Consider the following 17,472-nt stretch of genomic DNA (forward strand, 5'->3'; position numbering starts at 1 on the left):
GTCGTTCCCCTCTTCTATTTTGATTTTTTATTGACATCCAATCTCTCTTTGAACATCTGTCCAATCGCCGTTTCATCCAACGAATTATCAGGATCACTAATATTCTTCAAATCAACAACCATCCCTTTATATTTCATACTTATCTCGCTTATTGTCAGGCCTTTAGCACGTAGAGACTGAATGAAGGCATACGTTGCCTTCGCCTCACGCTCAACCATCTCTTGATTCATCTCAACATCTCTGTCCACGGTCAAGGAATATATGATCTCTCCCGCGTACTTCTCCTTATATTGCTTATAGCTCAAAAACTTCTCTTCCGTCTTGATCTTGCCCACATGTACAAAGGGATCAACAACTGTTTTCTCAGGGAAGGAAGCATTAATAATATCCTCAAAATCTTCTCTTGCATCAAGACTCATTAGGTTCAAATGAAAGCTGTCAAGGAAATCAAAACCATTCAGCTCCTCATTCGTATCAAATTCAAACGGATAGTCCACTCGATTCACATATCCAGAAATCAAGATTTTAAAGATATATTCTCCTTTGAGCATATCCGTAACAGTTACATCCTCATGAAGAAGGCTTTCAATCTTCAGCTCGGCCTCTTTCATAAACGCCTTCTCTTCTTCCGTGTAGGATTTGTCACAGCCTGCAGGAATGGCTATTGCCAGGCACAATACAATGAATACCAGCGCTCGCTTCATTTGATCCCCCACTTTCAGCTTTCTGAACTAGCACTTCGCCGGCTACCAGCTGTCCGCCACAAATAGACGTTGCAGCGAGCAGCTTCCCGTATCCGTTAAGCTTCGGACATTTCCCTCGGTCAGCTCTGTCCTTCACCTAATCTTTAAACAAAGTATTTTTTAATATCTTCAGCTGTCCGTATATGTTCCGCTTGAGATGTCGTTCCCCTCTTCTATTTTGATATTTTATTGGCATCCAATTTCTCTTTGAATATTTCTCCAATCGCCGTTTCATCCAACGATTCGTCAGGATCACTAAAATTCTTCAAATCAATAATCACCATACCTGGATATTTCATTCTAAGAAAGCTAATTTTCAGGCCTTTAGCACGTAGAGACTGAATGAAGGCATACGTTGCCTTCGCCTCACGCTCAACCGTCTCTTGATTCAGCTCAACATCTCTGTCCACGGTCAAGGAATATATGATCTCTCCCGCGTACTTCTCCTTATATTGCTTATAGCTCAAAAACTTCTCTTCCGTCTTGATCTTGCCCACATGTACATCGGGATCAAAAACTGTTTTCTCAGGGAAGGAAGCATTAATAATATCCTCAAAATCTTCTCTTGCATCAAAACTCATTAGGTTCAAATGAAAGCTGCTAAGGAAATCAAAACCATTCAGCTCCTCATTCGTATCAAATTCAAACGGATAGTCCACTCGATTCACATATCCAGAAATCAAGATTTTAAAGATATATTCTCCTTTGAGCATATCCGTAACAGTTACATCCTCATGAAGAAGGCTTTCAATCTTCAGCTCGGCCTCCTTCATAAACGCCTTCTCTTCTTCGGTGTAGGATTTGTCACAGCCAGCAGGAATGGCTAATACCAAGCACACTGCAATGAATACCAGCGCTCGCTTCATTTGATCCCCCACTTTCAGCTTTCTGAACTAGCACTTCGCCGGCTACCAGCTGTCCGCCACAAATAGACGTTATAGCGAGCAGCTTCCCATATCCGTTAAGCTTCGGACATTTCCCTCGGTCAGCTCTGTCCTTCACCTAATCTTTCAACAAAGTATCTTTTAATATCTTCAGCTGTCTTTATTTGTTCCGCTTGAGATGAATCGAAATGGAAACCGCTGAAATCCGCTTTTCTGCCCGCTATCAATTTTTCGATCTCTGCACTATTTTCCGAATAATATTGTTTATTACTGTCATTAAGCACGACGACTCTTAAACCGTAGTCCTTCAATCCGAATTTGTGGAGTTTGGCTATTATATTTAGCAGTGTTAACGATTCGGCATCGAGATCAACCGTCTTCCCTTTTTGCAAAATATAAAAGGTAATATCGAAAAAATATGATCCGAAGTTTTCACGGTTTAAAAGCTTGGCACGGTCATTGATGCTAAAACCATTAAACTTGAATTTAATATCCACATCACTTTTGAAGCGGTGGTACTCACTCTTCACAAGCTGATGCAGCCTGGCGTTCATGTCCTCGCCTATCAAATAATTCAAAAAGTCACCATCTAGGTCAGCATTCAGCACATTGTGTCCCGCCTTATACAACGCCACATTGACCGCAATGCTGACCTCATGCTCTGAATCAAGCGGAATCATCTCGACAGCATAATAGGATTGGTTCTCATTGGAGTGATAGTCTACTGAATCTGCTTTCATTTGTTTGCCGTACTTCTCTTTCATAAAGCTTTCTGCAGCCGTACGCGCCCGCTCATACAGCTCTGGCCTTCTCGGCGCAAAATAGAAATACAGAAACAGAATTAGAAAGAGCACTGAAAATCCAACTATAACTTTTTTCACAGTATTCGCCACTTCCACTTGTATTCATTTGGATCAACGACTAACCAATGGACAAGGAATCAATAGGCAACAGCCGAAGAAGCAAGCAATTTCTTATAACCATCCAATCTCACATAGAAATTGACTCTGGACGCTGCTTCAAACGCCAATGCCTGCAGCTCGTAAACTTCTTTGCCAAGCCGTAATTGCTGACCGGAGCTCCCGTTATTGATAAAGAACGATTCCTCGCTCTTGTTGCCCTTATTGTCGATCAGCTCGACTACCAGCTCATGCTTCGACTCAAAGTGGTGAAAATCCATTTTCTTAACCAATTCCGCCTCCAAGTCATAGGTTAGTATGCCTGTGGACACCTTTGGTCTTACAGCATGAACGGTCAGCGCGTAAGGGCTAATATCGAGCATTTTCAACCCCGTTGTGGTGGAGGGGGTTTCAGCTACTGCTACTGCTACTGCTTCTGCTTCGGCAGGCAGCTGATATCGCACAGCCCTGACATATCCGCTCGAACTGCCGCTCCCCTTGGCAAGCTTGCCGCCGCTCACGCCTTGCCCCAGCAGCAATTGCAGGGAGCCGCTCTTCGTTCCGCCTGGAACCTTGGCCGTCGCCGAAAGAACGGCATATTCCCCGTTATTCATCTTCGCGCTCTGCTCACTGAAGGCAAGCGGATAGTAAGTCTCGTCGGCGCCGACCAGATAGCCGGCAAGCTGATTCGGCTGCACGCTTCGTTTATTGAGCGACTTCTGAAGGAACTGCACTTCGATTAAGTCATCTCGATCTCCCTTATAGGTCTGCACATGAAGAAGCTTTACCTCAGAGCTGTTCCCTATTGCGCCGACGGCGTACAATTGATCCCCGTCATAGCTCTGTACCGGACTCATGCTGCTGATATTAAACTGGAGGGCGCTCTTGCGAGCGGTTCCCTCAATTGAAATCGATAGAGCAGCCTTGCGGACAACCGACGAATACGGCAGCTCGCCAATAACTTGATAGGTCAGCGTCTGACCAGCGATAGACGCAATGTCATCCATCGGCACAATGACGGCATCGATCTTTGTTTGTCCATCCAGAATATAGCCCGCCGACAATTGCGGCGGCGGAAGCCCCTCGCGACCTTTTCCCTTGACCTGCACCTCAGTAACGATAATGTCCTTATCCTCCAGCGGCAATCGATTCGTCGATACTGTCTTTATACGATATGTGCCGCTGTCTGAGATGAGATCGCTCCACTTATCCTGCACAGCTGCAAGCTCCCCCGCGCTGCTTATGGTGAAGCTGGCAACAGGACGATAGAAGTCATCGTTATTGTCCACGATGGCCTCCTCCAATCTGATCGAAGCCTGTGTAAGACTCGCATTGGCAGGAAGCGTAAGCTCGAATGTCTTGCTATGCGCAAAGCCTGGCTGCAGTGTCGTTCCGCTGGAGCCTTCCCCTGATTGTTCGCTATACGCCATACCTGCATTCGTCAACAAGCTAACCCGATATTGGCCTAATTGAACGGAACGGTTCCCGATGTTCTCGATATTGATGATTCCATTGACCTTCTGCTGGCTTCCGGCCTTCTGGACGGCTATGGATTCAATATGAAGCGCCAGCTCGACGCCGTGCTTCTGAATAAACTTGTATCCGTACAGGGAAGTACTGTCATCCGGCGATGCCTGCTGCTCAACCTGATAGGCAAACAGAGGGCGGTATACAGGGCTGTCTCCTTCAGCGAGGACCTCCATGACATACAGTGTCTTCTTGCCGGCAACCAGCCCATTCGGAATTTCCGCAATCATATGAGCGCTTGCAACAGCTTTCGGCAGCAATCGCCCTGTCTCGTTGCCGATCGTCAGCTTGGCATCATATCGTATCCCGTTGATATCATAGAATGCCGTTAATTTCGGCAATGGCAAACTGAGCTGGCGTGTATTCTTAATTTGGAACGTGGCAGCAATCTGGGCTGTGCCATCGCCATCATAGCTCGCTGATTCGGCTTTATTGAGACTGAACATGAACTGCCCTTCGTTAAAAGCAATCGTGACCGGAGCGCTTGACGGCTTCATGGCCTTCCAGCTCTGTGGAGTCCCTAATTCAAATCCGTACTGTGACGCATAAACAGCGCCATCGCCGCCTGCTTTCTGTGCGATTAAAAGCTGGAACTTTTGATTGCTCATTTTTTTCGGAACCGTCGTGTACAGCATCATCGAACGATGTCCTTTGGATTCAACGGCCTGCGATGCCTGCTCCAACTGCTTCAGCTCATACAGGACACCCTCAGCGGATTTCAAGTAATACGCATATTGAGGCATTTCGAGCTGGCTCTTCCCCCAATTCTGCACATGAAGATTCAATGACAGAGACATATGGTCCGAATGGTCAAAAGAATAAAAATGGCTCGTTGAGAGATTGACCTGCTGCCGATTGATCTGCGTCGTCTTGGAGTCACCTATGCCAACCGTTGGACGATAGGAAGCAGGAATCGCAATGACGCCAAGCTTCTTCGTGAAATCAGCATAATGAATATTCCATTCGGAGACGACCAGCTTGAGATTGCCGAGCGTTTCACGAGAGGTTACCTCCGCATAATACTGAAATTCCTGATAAGAATTCGACTTGATCGTTGTGCTTATATCCTTGCTTGCCAATTTGGCGGCAATAGCAGCTCCCTGCCCGGTTGCAACCTTGAAGTCGAAACGCATCAGCTTCTCCGGCTGACTGCTGTTGTTGGTTACTCGTACACGAAATGAAAACACCGCAGAGCTGCCCCAATTCGTCAACTGGGGCTCGATCACCTCGATTGTTGTTTGGCCGACGGCAATTTTGCCTACCGTTACTGTCGATACGGCCTTGCCTGCGGCGGCTGTCTGATCGGTGCGGCCATTCAAGGCCAGCGTGATTGACAATATAATGAAACAGCAGATGAATAAACGGAATTTGCGCATCCCTCTAACTTCCTCGCTTAACGTAGTTTAAAGCCCTCTTCGACTGACTTCATAATAGGTGACAGGAAAAACTCAATAATTCGGCGCTGGCCGGTCTTGACCTCAGCTGTCAGCGACATGCCCGGCACGAGATGAATTGCCACTCCCCGTGACGATTCATTCGAGCGTATCTTAACTTTGGCCTTGTACACAGGTCCCAGCTTCTCGTCATCGAAGGCGTCCGGGCTAATATGCAAGAGCTCGCCATAAAGATAACCGTACTTCTGAAAAGGAAACGTATCCACCTTCAAGAATACCTCCTGCCCGACCTTGATGAAGCCGATATCCTGATTGGTGACGGTTGCCTCCACGATTAGCGGCGTATCCTCTGGAACAACGGAAATAACCGCTTCCGCCGGTTTGACGACACCGCCGATCGTAAGCGATGAGATGCCGTGGATCGTACCGTCTACAGGTGATATCAGCTGCTGCAAATCCTTTTTCTTAGTGGCCTTGGTCAGCTCTGCATTCAGACTCGTAATCGCCTTTTCCTTCTCTACCAGCAAGTCAAGCAGCTCTCTCTTCCGCTGCTCCTCGATGGCGCTTACGTTCTGCTGCGCCTCGGACAAAGCATCCTCGGCCTGCTCGATCTTCCTCTCTTGATCCGCTATATCCCGCTCAGATTGAACCACTTTATTATCTTCTTTCAATAAGTCTGCCACTGAGGTTGAATCCGCCTGCTCTTCTGAGCGCGATAATTTGTTGAGCTGCAGCTGCTTTTGCAAGGATTCCAATTTGGATTGGGCCAGCGTCACATCCTTCTCCCGCTGTGCGACGACAAGCTCGGCTGCCCCGAGCCTGCTTGCATAGGCATTATCTCTTGCTTCCCGCAGCTGCTGCTGCATATCAACAATTTCTTTGGCCTCCGCCTGCTGTCCGTCCGCTCCGTAATTAGAGAGCACATAGGGATCTCCAAGAAGCTCGGCTGCGATCATATCCTTCTCAATTTGCGCAATCATCAGCCCCCTCTGGAGACCTTCCTGATCAGCGACGGCAACGGTACTGTCGAACTCGATCAATACCATGCCCTTCTTCACACGCTGGCCTTCCTCCACGAATATGGACTTGATCGACGCTTCCTCCATCGGCTGCAGCACCTTCGTTCTTCCTTCAGGGAACACCTTGCCCCTCGCTGTAGCCACTTCGTCAACCTGCCCGATACAGGACCAAATAACCGCTATCGTGAACAGACTGCCTATTGTCCATATGAGCCATCTGCCCAAGGGCAATGGCGGTGTTTCCTCGATTTCCATCGCATCCGGCATAAACTCGTACTCAAGCCGATCCTTGCTTCTTATTCCAAACATACCTATACCCTCTCTTGGTGGGAATGGAGATATCTGTACAGCCCGCCAGCAGCCATCAACTGATCATGGCTCCCCTGCTCGGCCAGCTCCCCCTTGTCAATAACTATAATTTTATTCGCCATCCTGATCGTCGATAGTCTATGGGCGATCATAATGACTGTTCGACCTTGGCAAATTTTTTGCAGATTTTGCTGGATGATTCTCTCCGATTCATAGTCAAGCGCCGATGTCGCTTCATCGAAGATAAGAATTCTCGGGTTGGCCAGCAGCGCTCTCGCAATGGCTACCCGCTGCTTCTGGCCGCCCGAAAGCGTAGCGCCCCTCTCGCCGACCACCGTATCATAGCCTTCGGATAATTCCAGAATAAACTCATGCGCCCCCGCCAGCTGAGCTACCCTGGCCACATCCTGAATGGATGACGAAGGACTGTGAATCGCTATATTCTCGCGTATCGTACCGCTAAATAAATAGTTTTCTTGAAGGACAACGCCAACCTGCCGCCGCAGCCAGGACGGATCAGCGAGCGACAGATCAATGCCGTCCACTAGAATTTTGCCCGACTCCGGCACGTAGAGCCGCTGAATCAGCTTCGACAGCGTACTCTTGCCCGATCCGCTTCTGCCCACGACGCCGATCACTTGACCCGGCTCGGCGGTGAACGATAATCTTCTCAGTACCTCGGGGCCATCCAGCCGATAGCGGAACGTGACCGACTGAAATTCGATGCTGCCCTTAATTTGCGGCAGCCGCGTCTTCGTTGCAGAGATGCTAGGCTCAGGCTGAACGGAGAATATATCATTCAGCTTCTTGATGGAGATGCCCGTCTGCTGGAAGTCCTGCCACATCTGAACGAGCCGAAGCACCGGATCACTGACCCTGCCAGCCATCATTTGAAAGGCAATAAGCTGCCCTACCGAAATATCCCCACTGAGCACCAGATGTGTTCCGTACCAAAGAATGGCGAGCGTAAACACCTTCTGCACAACCTGGGCCAATGAGCTGGCAGTCCCGGACAGAATCGATAATTTGAAGCCTGATTTCACATAGCCGGACAACAGCCCCTCCCATTTCTTCTGGGAAAGCGGCTCCAGCGCGAATGACTTTATCGTCTGGATGCCTGAAACAGCTTCCACCAGATACGATTGCTGCTCCGCCCCCTTCTCGAACTTTTCCTCCAGACGCCGCCGGATAAGAGGGGTAAACAATGCCGACAACAGGATGAATAACGGGAATGAGCCAAGCACAAGGAACGATAGAGAAGGACTGTAATAGAACATGACGATGAAATAGACGAAAATAAACAAGAAATCCAGAACGGCCGTCAGCGGTGCGCCGGTAAGAAATTGTCTTATATTTTCCAGCTCTCTTATGCGGGCAATCGTCTCCCCTATTCTGCGATTCTCGAAATAGGCCAGAGGCAATCGAAACAAATGCTGGAACAGCCGTACGCCCAGTGTAATGTCGATGCGGCTCGTCGTATGCGTGAATACATAGTTCTTGCTGATCCCCATCAGAAATTCGAATACGATCACAATAAGCAGCCCGATTATGAGCACATTCAGGGTTGTAATTCCTTGATGAACGAGAACCTTGTCGATAATGACTTGCGTTACAAGCGGGGAAATCAAGCCAAATATTTGAATAAACAAGGAGGCAATAAGCACCTCGCCAATGAGACGCCTGTGCTTCCATAGAGCTGGTATAAACCATTTCAGCCCAAACCCCGTCTGCTTGTCGTCGTCCTTCTGCTTGGGAGCTAATAAAATAACCTGGTTCGTCCACTGCTCGCTAATCGCCTCCCATTTGACCGTGGTCGGTTTGCCGATTAACGGATCAAATATGATCAGCTCCGTATCCGTACATTTCGCGGCGATGATATAGTTGTTGTCCTGCATGACGAGTATTGCAGGCAGATTAAGCTTCCTCAGCCGCGTTTGCGCTATCCTTGCCTGCTTGCTCTTGAATCCAAGATCCTTGGCAATTCGCAGCAGATCCGTTGACGTCGCACCCTGGGTTGCGATTGAATACGCATGCTTGATTTGCGCAGCATCTGCTGCAATGCCGTGGTAATTCGCGATTGTAATTAAACAATGCAGCCCGGAATCCATTCTGCTTCTTGCAGCTGCTTGATCTTCTGAAGACCTTTTAACTATATCCACTTTCATTTCTGGTTCCATATACCTGCATCCTTAGTCTAGTTTGTGTACATCTCATCTAATATATATTGGATTATTATTGAAGTAAATTACAATTTTAAAAATTTTAATGTAATTTTACTATTTACAAATATATGAATTTATGTATCTTGATATCAATCGTCTATAAAGCGATATTCCCTATCGAAAACCGGACAAAAAAACAGTGCATTCCATTATCTGGAATACACTGTTTTCTTTTACTGCTTATTACTTGCCGATACGAGCGAAAGCCGTTGTCAACAAGTCAACATCGCCCCACTCTTTAGGTGAGTTGGACTCACTTACGCCTGGTGTATCCGTTGTTGCAGGATCATTCGGAATCGTATCTACCGGCGAGAATTCACCTTGGTGAAGCTTCACGCCGATTCCTGAACCTTCAATGTTCGGATTGCCGATTGCGCTCAGTGGAATCTTCGCCTCATAGAACGTGTCACGATTCACATCGTGGCCCAGTGCCTTGAAGTCCACCAGTTTGCTGGCATCCGCTGCATGGTCTACATCCTTCACTCCCCAGAGTGTGTTGTAGCCTGCACCCTTGGCAAACTTCACCGTAATGCCTGCAGCAGTGCCTGTTTTGTAATTCACTCCAGCATCGTCAACCGGGAATACGCCGTTGACTGCTTTGGAGATGTAGCCGGAATGGAACATGTTCGATGCGATGTTGAACTGGTAATCAGGCAGATTCGCACCGCCCCAGATCGGCTGGAGACCGTTCTTCTTCCACATGTCAAGCGTTGCGCCTGCCCCAGCAATCGTATCGATCGCGATCGTTTGCGGCATATCCATGGAACGGATTGGCGTACCGCCTGCAGAACCGGCATTCGCTGGATCAACGATGTCTGTTACATCTACATACTGCCAAGCCAGGTACAGATATTCATTGTCCCATGCTGCCCACAGGTGGGACAGATCCAATGGCGTTTCGTGCAGCGACCAGTTGCTGCCCAGTGTACGCGGATCGTCGCCAGCCATATCGATGGCGATCAGCATATCGTCGGTCCATTGACCGCCGTTCACGCCATCGATTGTAATTGGCGTCGATACGCGCTTGCCGAACGATGGGTTGGTGGAATACGGCTTGTTGCCGCCTGGGATAACGATCGTTCCCTTCAACGTCACAATGGGAACAACTGCGCTTGCTGCGGAGAAGTTGTTCGCCGCATCGAATGCTTTCACACTGTAGTTGTACGTTGTTTCTTCCGTCAAGCCGGTATCTGTGAAGCTCGTCGTTGCAGATGTACCGACTTTAACGCCATTGCGCAGGATGTCATAGCCTGTTACGCCCACATTGTCCGTGGAAGCTGTCCATGACAGGCTTACCGTTGTATCGGTTTTGCCCGTGGATGCAAGACCTGCTGGCACACTTGGCGCTTGCGTGTCGACACCATTGTTCGTGACCACCGTTACTTCGTTGCTGGCACCTGAAAGGTTGCCAGCAGCGTCGTTCGCTTTAACGGTGTACGTGTAGGAGGTTGCTGCTGTAAGTCCTGTATCTGTGAAGCTCGTTGTTGCGGACGTGCCGACTTTCACGCCACCACGGTAGATCTCGTAGCCAGCTACACCTACATTATCGGTGGAAGCGGTCCACGACAGGCTTACCGTTGTATCTGTCTTGCCAGTAGAAGCAAGACTTGCAGGGTTGCTTGGCGCTTGCGTATCTTCTTCGCCTTGAATCGAGAATTTCATATCATCGACGAGCAGGACGCCTGCAGCGTTATCGCCAATGCTGCGAATGATCGCATACACTCTCGCTCTTGTCGTTCCTGCCGGCGTTTCGCCGTTCAAGCTCAGCGTAATGTAACCGTCCGTTACTACTTTCTGGTCGAACTTCGCATAACCAACAATCGCGTTGCTTGCATTGTAGAAGTCTACATACAGTTGAGCGCGTGCATTGGTCAGGCTGACGGCATTGAACTGGCCGCTTGCGGTATACGGCTTGTTGCCTTCAACCGGAACGTACTGAGAGAACTTGACCGTACTTCCGTTTGTCATGCTGGAGCCCGTCAGCTTCTGTGCTTTGCTTCCAGAAGCAACTGGTGTAGCCGCCACTTCAAAGGTGGACGTGATGCCTGCTGTTACGGATTTGCTCCAGCTGTCTGCTACACCTGTCGTTCCCGTGTAGGTTTCAAAGCCTGGATTGACAAGCAGGTTGCTGCTTGCAACGTTCTGCGTCGTTGCGCTGAATGCTGCGCTTGGATCGGACACATTGCCCGCTGCATCCTTCGCTTTTACTGTAAAGCTGTACGCCGTGTTTGGCGTCAAGCCCGTCACGTTGTAGCTGGTAGCTGTTCCAGCTGCGCTGCCAGCCAGAACGCTGCCATTGTAGATGTCGTAGCCCGTTACACCTACGTTATCCGTCGAAGCTGTCCAGGACAGGACAACGGAAGTCGTTGCCGCTGTGCCGGTTACGTTCGTTGGCGCGGATGGCTTGATCGTATCTACATCGCTTGGTACTGCAATGGTAACTTCATTGCTGTAGCCGGAGAAGTTATTCGCTGCATCTTTCGCACGAACTTGGTATTTGTACGTCGTACCAGCCGCTACTGTGCTATCGATGTAGGTCGTTGCATTCACCGTAAAGGTCTCCGTGCTTGTGCCTGCTTTACGTGTAATTTCATAACCCGTTACGCTAATGTTGTCCGTCGAAGCGCTCCAAGACAGTGTAACTGTCTTGGGAGTGCCTGTGCTGAGGTTGCCAGCCAGATTAGCTGGTATCGAAGGAGCGACCGTGTCGACTCCTGTCGGTTTCTCCCCGACTTTCACTTGACCTGGAGCGCCATTGTTGCCAGGAATGTACGTGTTGTCGCCTGCTGGGAAGAAGTAGTTGCCCTGACCATTGCTATCCCATTGTCCGCTGCCGTTGTTGAAGCAAGCTTCCAGACGGGTAGCCGTGCCGATATCAACCGTTATTTTCTTGTAGCCAGGGTTGAGCGGATCGTTCTCCATCTTCACGCCTGGAACAGCTGTCCATGTGCCGCCCTCTGCGCGATAGTGGATGTTGACATTCGTCCATCCCTCTTTGTAGTAGACCGTTACTTTGTTGCCTGGTACGTATACCGGTTTGCCTGGCGTTACGACACCAGCACTATACGTGTTGTCGCCTTTATTAAAGAAGTAGTTCTTCTGACCATTGCTGTCCCATTGTCCGCTGCCGTTGTTGAATGCAGCTTCTACACGAGTAGCTGTGCTTGTTCCAAGATCGATCGTGTACTTGGCATAGCCCGGGATTTCGGACTCATCCATCTTCACGCCTGGAGCAGTCGTCCACGTGCCGCCCTCTGGACGATAGTGGATATATGGTGTTGCATAGCCTTTTTTGTAGTAAACCGTAACCGTGTTGCCGTTGTTGCTGCCTGGTTCGGTCGTCACGCTGATCTCATTGCTTGGATCAGATACGCCGCCCACTTGGCTGCGTGCAATAACTTTGTACGTGTACGCCGTTGCACCTGTCAGACCTGTATCCGTGAAGGATGTTGTCGTAGCTGTACCCACCTTGCTGCCATTGCGGTAAATATCGTAGCCCGCAATACCGGAAGCATCTGTGGATGCGCTCCACGTCAAGGATACGGTCTTGTCTGTCTTCGCGGATGAAGCCAGATTCGTCGGAGTCGTCGGCTTCGTCGTAACAGCCGGGTTCGTCGTTACGCTGATCACGTTGCTCGGATCGGACTCTGCGCCCGCTTGGTTTTTGGCGATTACTTTGTACGAATACGCCGTTGCTGCCGTCAGACCCATATCGGTATACGTCGTTGCCGTTGTCGTTCCAACTTTCGCATTGTTGCGATATACGTCGTATCCCGCAATACCTGCGCTAGTGGACGCCGTCCAAGTCAGGGTTACTGTCTTGTCTGTTTTAGCCGATGAAGCCAGATTCGTTGGTGCTGCGGGCTTCGTACTTGGACGTGGATCTGTTTCATGCCAAGTCGTTCCGTCATACCAGCTCGTTGCGGTTCTTGTGAAGCCCGGCTGGTTTTGAGCAGGAAGCTGTTTGCCGGTGTTGTCTTTGAAAATCATTGTTGCTTTCTCAGCGGTGTCGAAGCTGTACACATACCAGCCGTCGCCAACGTCTGTCATTGCAGGAGCTGTCGCCCATGTAGGCTCATTCGTTTGCTTAGGTGCTGTTTCGTAGAAGTACAGTGCCGGTGTTCCCCAGCCTGCTGGCTTCTTGAAGTAGATATCAAGCTTGGCGTTCGGATCGCCCTTCGTAAAGGTGAACGAGCCTGTGCCTTCGCCGTTCTCATTCACTGCATACATTCTCAACGTTTTCGTCTCATCGATAGCCATGCCTGCGCCAATCGTGATCGTTGTGCCGTTCGTGAATGCAATGCCGTTCACCGGATCGCTGCCGTCCAGCGTGTATTTGCCGCTGTCTGCATTATTCACCGACAGGGTAACGGTTGTTGTTTCTGTCTTGAACTTGCCGCCTGCCGGGGATGCGGTCAGAACCGGGAATTTCTTGTTCGCGCCCACATTCTCGATCAGGATAACGCCATTCGTGCCAGCCGTAAATGTAGCTTTGCCGCCGCTTACTACGACTTCATTCTTCGTGTAAGCATCGCGTACTGTCGTGCCGTCTGGGAAAATGCTGCCCACGTTTACACTTACAGAGCCCGAAGCGCCTACGGCTACAACAACTTTATCCAGAATATCGCCTTTCTCATACGTACGGGAGAACGTATAAGGAGCGTCTGCGATTTTGGCATGTTGACCTGCGCCAATCGCGATGTGATTGTTTCTGAATTGGCCAATCTTCTGCCAGTGGCTTTGAACAGCTGTATTGATGCTGCCCCAGTTCATGTCAGAACGTGAACCCATATCCGGATCAGAACCGTTCTCGCCTACTGGTCTAGCCGTTTCATCACCGTAGAACGTTTGTACTGCGCCAGGGAGAAGCAGCATCGCTGTTCCTGCTTGGATCAGATTACTACGCGTGTAAAGTCTCTTATCATGTGAAGAGATGTAGCTCAACATGTTGTAGTTCGCTGCGCTGCCGTTAAACTCGGTGGCATAACGCGAGAATAGGCCTTCCAAATCAGAGAAGTTCGCTGATTGGAACGAGAAGTTGATCAGGGAATCAAAGCCATTATCGAAATAATTGCCGTCTCTGCCGAGACCTTTATCGAATACTTCACCTGTCATCCAGAAGTTGTCGTTCCAATCTGCTCCTGGCTTCGTAGGGTTGTTCTGTCTCCATTTCGCGAGGGCGTTGTTTGCTTCTATTTTCAGTGCGCCCCATCTGTCATATTGAACGTGTTTCGCTGTATCCGCACGGAATCCGTCGATACCGAATTCTTCAACCCATGAGGACAGCCATTTGATCATGTAGTCTTTAGGTGCTACGTTCAGGTCTTTACGGTATTGCTTGGCAGCTGGAACGATCCAGTTGTCAAAGCCGGTTGTTTCTCTGCCGAACTTCGTTTTCAGAATTGGCGGCAATGTTGTAGGGCTCGTGGAATCGGTCTTGATGTCAGGCAAGAACCCAACGCAAGAAGTGAAGTCGCCGCCGCTGCATTGGTCATAACCAGCGATGCCGTTCGGGCGAATCCAGTTATTGCCCCACCAAGTTGACCAAGCGCTTGCATTTTGAGTGTTCATAATGTCGTTGTGTGAGTGCCAGTTCTGACCGCCGCTTAGATTTGGCAACCAGTTGCCAGCAAGTCCGCCGCGATCGCCGTAGTTGTATTCTGCCATGTCGACAAGGTTCGGATAAGCCACATGGTTCATAACAACGTCGAGAACGACGCGGATGCCTTTGGTATGTGCGAGATCAACGAACTCGCGCATTTCATCAATGGTTCCCATGTTCTTGTCCATCGCAGTGAAATCGAGTGCATAGTAGCCGTGGAAGCCGTAGTGAGCGAAATCGCCTTGTCCACCGCCTACCCAGCCATGCATTTGCTCCCATGGAGCTGTAATCCAGATGGCATTCGTTCCAAGGTCGGTGAAGTAGCCTTCTTCAAGCTTCTTCGTTAAGCCTTTAATGTCTCCGCCATGGAAAGTACCGATATTCTTGCCGCCTGCATCGGTCTTAGGTCTTCCATAAGAGCCGTCATTGCTCGTGTTGCCGTTGTTGAAACGGTCGGTCATCACGAAGTATACGTTTGCATTATCCCAGCTGAATGGGCTGCCTGCTTGCGGCTGCTGTCCGCCGTTGCCGATCTTGACGGTTGCAGGAGCGCTGGCTGCTGATTTCTGTCCAATTGTATCGACTGCTCTCACCGTGTAGGAATACGTGTTGTCATTCGCTACCGTTGTGTCCGAGTAGGACGTGCTTGTGGAGCTGCCTTTCAGCGTGCCGTTACGATAAATCTCGTAGCTTGCAACACCTTTGTCATCTGTGGAAGGACTCCATGTCAGGTTGACAGTTGTCGTACCGACAGCGGTTCCTTGCACATTCGTCGGCACAGTAGGAAGCTGATCCTGCGTGCCGCCGTTGCCGGTTGTAACCGCAACTGCTGCGCTGAACGCTGATTTCTGCCCGATTGTATCGACGGCTTTGATCGTGTACGAGTAAGTCTTGTTCGCAACGACCGTGTTGTCGGTGTAGGAATTCGTCGTCGTTTCACCGATCAGTACGCCGTCACGGTAAACCTCGTATTTCACTACTCCCTTGTCGTCTGTAGAAGGATTCCAAGTCAGGGTAATAGAAGTCGTACCTGCTGCTGTTCCTTGTACATTCGTTGGAGCTGTTGGAGCTTGGTCAATTGGGCCCACTGGAACATCTGGCACCCATACCGATACAGAACCGGCTTTAACCTGGAAAGTACCCATACCATTGGAGCCGATTGTTACTTTGTCCGAGAAGTTGCCAGTGATATCTTTCCATTGCTCGCCAGCATGGCTTGTTCCGACAAGCATCGTTTTTGATCCGGCAGCACGGTCTGACATAACCGCAGCCAAACCGGAGCCTGGCTTGGCTGCCAGTCCTTCGCGCGTCCAACCGATTACATCATCGTTATCCAGATAGTCGTTTTGTTTGCCGTAAGCGTTATCCTTGCGCGCTTTGAGAAGCGGATCAAGCTTGCTCTTCAGCGATTTGATTTTACCTGTTCCAGGAGCAGCGGTGGAGCTGCTTCTTGTTCCATAGTAATCACCATAGAATACGGTAGGATAGCCCTCTTGACGGGTCAGAATGTACGCATATGCAAGCGGCTTGAACCAGTCAAGAACTGGCGCTCCGTGAGCATCCGAACGATCGGGCTGCGTATCATGATTCTCAACAAAGGTTACGGATTTAACAGAATTGCCGCCTGTCAACGTTCCGCTGGACAGGTTGCGCAGGCTGAAGTTTCCGTTTGAGCTGGAAGCCTGTGCAAAGTTGTTGCGAAGCGGAAAATCAAACAGGGACATGCTTTGGTTCACTTTGCCCAGATAATTGTTCAAATCGCTCACACTACCGATGAACTCACCGACCGTGAACAGCTCCTTGCCTGTTTGGGCGCGGGCGTTTTCTACAAAGTCTTTCATAAAGCTGTATTTGATATGTTTAACAGCATCTAGTCTGAAACCATCCAGACCGATTTCGTTCACATACCATACGCCCCACTTCTTGATCTCATCCGCTACTGCCGGATTGTCATAATCAAGGTCGGTACCCATCAAATAATCGTAGTTGCCGTTCTCGCCGCTGACTTCCCAATCCCAGCTTTTGCCCGGATAGCGGTAAATTTTACCGTAGTCATCGGAGCCGTTAAAATGCGTCCAGTTGTATTTGAACGTGGAGTACGCATTATTGCGGCCATTAAAATTGTATTTGGTCCAAACGTTTGTGTTGAACTGGCCGATAACCTGATTGCGGTCATAGCCTTGGACCTGCTGCACGTTAATATTCTCGCTTTGATCGCCGCCCATCATATGGTTGACAACGATGTCAGCATAAACTTGCATATTGTTGTTGTGAAGCGCATCAACTGCCGCTTTCAGTTCAGCCTTCGTACCGTATTTCGTACGAACTGTACCTTTCTGATTGAATTCGCCGAGATCGTAGAAATCATAGACGCCATAACCTACATCGTCTGTTCCTACATGTCCTTTATAAGCTGGCGGTATCCAGATTGATGTAATACCTGCATGACTCAAATTTGCCGCTTCAGCAGCAAGGTGGTTCCAGTGACCGCCATCTTTAGCGGTATTCCATTCAAAAAACTGCATAATCGTGCCATTGACTGGCACATCAGCCGCTGGTGCTGCAGCTGGCGCATCTGCCGCTGCTGCCGCTTGTTCAGCAGGCCACACCGCTACACTCCATAACATGGAACAGAGCAGTATCGTGCTTAGAACAACTTTGTAGCTCTTTTTCAACATTTACTTTTCCTCCTAAGTTGAGCTAATAAACCGAGCAATTTTGGTTATATCCAAAATATGTAATATAACCAAGGGACATCCCCCCTTTACTATGCAAACGTTCTCATTCCTTTTTTAAGATAACAATTTAACTTAAAACTTGGTTAAAGTTTTTAAGATAGTTCAATAATAATCTTCTCATAATTTGATTTTAGC

General features: G+C 49.3%; 7 protein-coding genes. All 7 read right to left on the minus strand.

Annotated elements, in window-relative coordinates:
* Positions 1-14 precede the first annotated feature (14 nt).
* The 7 genes from L6H65_RS13970 to L6H65_RS14000 all read right to left on the minus strand — a co-directional run bounded on the left by L6H65_RS13970 (position 15) and on the right by L6H65_RS14000 (position 17,277).
* Positions 15-704, minus strand: a complete 690-nt coding sequence (locus tag L6H65_RS13970) for a hypothetical protein (RefSeq protein WP_236343153.1) — start codon at positions 702-704, stop codon at positions 15-17.
* Positions 705-916: 212 nt separating this feature from the next.
* Positions 917-1,609 carry a hypothetical protein gene (locus L6H65_RS13975; protein ID WP_236343154.1) on the minus strand — a complete coding sequence of 231 codons (693 nt, stop codon included), beginning with the start codon at positions 1,607-1,609 and terminating at the stop codon, positions 917-919.
* Positions 1,610-1,728: 119 nt separating this feature from the next.
* Positions 1,729-2,508: a hypothetical protein gene (locus L6H65_RS13980; protein ID WP_236343155.1), complete on the minus strand. Its 780-nt coding sequence runs from the start codon at positions 2,506-2,508 to the stop codon at positions 1,729-1,731.
* A gap of 59 nt (positions 2,509-2,567) precedes the next feature.
* Positions 2,568-5,429, minus strand: a complete 2,862-nt coding sequence (locus L6H65_RS13985) for a hypothetical protein (RefSeq protein ID WP_236343156.1) — start codon at positions 5,427-5,429, stop codon at positions 2,568-2,570.
* Between the two features lie 17 nt (positions 5,430-5,446).
* Positions 5,447-6,775: an HlyD family type I secretion periplasmic adaptor subunit gene (locus L6H65_RS13990; protein WP_236343157.1), complete on the minus strand. Its 1,329-nt coding sequence runs from the start codon at positions 6,773-6,775 to the stop codon at positions 5,447-5,449.
* A gap of 2 nt (positions 6,776-6,777) precedes the next feature.
* On the minus strand, positions 6,778-8,952 hold the full coding sequence (locus L6H65_RS13995; protein WP_236343158.1) for a peptidase domain-containing ABC transporter: 2,175 nt from the start codon (positions 8,950-8,952) through the stop codon (positions 6,778-6,780).
* A 228-nt stretch (positions 8,953-9,180) separates the two neighbouring features.
* Positions 9,181-17,277: an alpha-amylase gene (locus L6H65_RS14000; protein ID WP_236343159.1), complete on the minus strand. Its 8,097-nt coding sequence runs from the start codon at positions 17,275-17,277 to the stop codon at positions 9,181-9,183.
* Positions 17,278-17,472 lie beyond the last annotated feature (195 nt).

This window comes from Paenibacillus plantiphilus (assembly GCF_927798095.1).
In the GTDB taxonomy this organism is placed as follows: domain Bacteria; phylum Bacillota; class Bacilli; order Paenibacillales; family Paenibacillaceae; genus Paenibacillus_Z; species Paenibacillus_Z plantiphilus.

Coding starts and splice junctions, on each gene's coding strand:
- L6H65_RS13970 (WP_236343153.1), bottom strand. CDS start 704: ATGAAGCGAGCGCTGGTATTCATTGTATTGTGCCTGGCAATAGCCATT.
- L6H65_RS13975 (WP_236343154.1), bottom strand. CDS start 1,609: ATGAAGCGAGCGCTGGTATTCATTGCAGTGTGCTTGGTATTAGCCATT.
- L6H65_RS13985 (WP_236343156.1), bottom strand. CDS start 5,429: ATGCGCAAATTCCGTTTATTCATCTGCTGTTTCATTATATTGTCAATC.
- L6H65_RS13990 (WP_236343157.1), bottom strand. CDS start 6,775: ATGTTTGGAATAAGAAGCAAGGATCGGCTTGAGTACGAGTTTATGCCG.
- L6H65_RS13995 (WP_236343158.1), bottom strand. CDS start 8,952: ATGGAACCAGAAATGAAAGTGGATATAGTTAAAAGGTCTTCAGAAGAT.
- L6H65_RS14000 (WP_236343159.1), bottom strand. CDS start 17,277: ATGTTGAAAAAGAGCTACAAAGTTGTTCTAAGCACGATACTGCTCTGT.